This is a genomic window from Methanothermobacter sp. K4 (assembly GCF_022014235.1).
Lineage (GTDB): Archaea > Methanobacteriota > Methanobacteria > Methanobacteriales > Methanothermobacteraceae > Methanothermobacter.
On the sequence record NZ_JAKLTD010000002.1, the window covers coordinates 365,725 to 367,572 of the forward strand.

The 1,848-nt window shown below is 43.1% G+C and carries 2 protein-coding genes; both read right to left on the reverse strand.

What is annotated here, in order from left to right:
- Positions 1 to 1,111: DUF3344 domain-containing protein (locus tag L5462_RS05600; protein ID WP_237779817.1), on the reverse strand; the 1,111-nt coding region annotated here is incomplete at its 3' end.
- Between the two features lie 208 nt (positions 1,112 to 1,319).
- Positions 1,320 to 1,848: Ig-like domain-containing protein (locus tag L5462_RS05605; protein WP_237779818.1), on the reverse strand; the 529-nt coding region annotated here is incomplete at its 5' end.

The window sequence follows — 1,848 nt, forward strand, 5'->3', positions numbered from 1 at the left end:
ACGAAACAACCACAGAAGACACAGGAACACCATTATCCACAAGAAGAACACGAAAAGTCCCAGCTGATGATCCGCCGCTGTTACCAACCGTCATTTTAAGGGTAACTGGGATTCCTGAATAGATGGGTCCATCGATATTCCCCCTTATCCAGAGGTCCGGTCTGTTGTCCGCCTGTGGGGTGTACCTCACAGCGAGGGTGGCTATAACAATCTTATAAAATGAAGCGGTCCTATCATAAATTAAAATATTGTTTCCAGGTGTTACAAGGTCTGTCACATTCCAGCGATTAACCCCACTGTAGTCTCCCTGAATCTGACCCCCGCTGAGTCTTCTGTTATTGAATCTATAGGATCCGTCCGTGCTTGATGCATGCACAACCACCAGCTCAGCATAATCTGGGTCTGTAATCGCTGATTTAAATGTGGTTGAACCTGTGTACTCCTCACTGTAATAAGAATCCACGTCATGACCCACATTAACCCAGTAGCTAACATATCCTGTGCTTCCAGGTAAATCATAGGCTGCCACAAGGGTTATCAACTTTATCCTTCCATCATAGGAACCAGTGGTGTTAATCAGCACCCTGTTGCTGGATCCGGTGATATCAGTTACATCATACCAGATGAGATAATCACTTGTAACTCTCACTGTACGGTCATTTACCATGAGATACGGATCCCTTTCATGACCCGGCCCAAGTATAGCAGTATTATCGTTTCCACCATTTGCAGCGTATGTATATGTGGTGTAAAGTTCCTGATAATCCAGATTGCGGTTATTGTATGTTACATTGACCCTTGTATTTCTGGCCTCCTGCATGTGTCCAGAGTATACAAGAACATAGAGGGTTGCATTGCGCACGGAGGCGTTTTGAGGTAATTTGAAATCATAGACAACATATGCTCGTCCAGCCATCTGACTGCTATCGTTCGCAGTGCCATTAGTGCCAATGTATGAATCCACATAGAGACCGCCGGTAACTGTGCCATTCTGAGTTGTTGATAACTGCATGCCACCAACGTATGGATCCGCATATGAAAATCCGGACATTATAATTGAAATAATGAAGAAGAAAAAAATCGAATAGAATAGCCCTCCTTTTTTCTCCATTGGGAGTTCACCTTCATTTAATTCTCAAGTGTCTGTTACTTAACTTATGAAGTTAATCACTTAAAATATTTTTAGAATTAATACCAAAAATCCTTATAATTGAAAATTAGTAATACATATTTTTATAATGTTAAAATGGATGCTTCAGAAAGTAATTACACCATGAATCAAAATAAATAAAAAAGGTTTTTATTATGTCACGGCCTCATCATCTCGTCCTGAAGCTTGATCTGAATTGTGACACCAGCGCAATGCCTGTACCTGTTTTCAGTGAGCTCCCTGGAACCGTGATTATGTACCTTGTGCGTCTGCTCCAGCTTCCAACAGGAGTTATAATGAGCCTGTTACCACTTATTCTCTTTCTGATATATTTCAGCCTTCCACTGGATGTCCTGACAGTTATTGACCTGTAGGCTGTCCCTGCCACTATGTTCTGGTTGAATGTTATAACTATGGTCCTGGTCCTTGAAACACTGGTTGCGCCATTTCTGGGGTCAACATGGACAACCCTGAGAGGTGTTAGTACCCTGAGAGTTACCGGTGAGAGGTTATCCACTCTCACAGTATGAGTTCCAGATGAGAATGCAACCCTGAATGCCACGGCTACCGTTGAGCCAGGTGCAACGGCCACTGTCTGGTTGGTTCTGGCAATTCCATTGATGTAGAGCACCACTGTGTAATTACCGGCCACCTCACCAGTATTCGTAAGATTAACCCTCACAGTTACATTCAGAGGC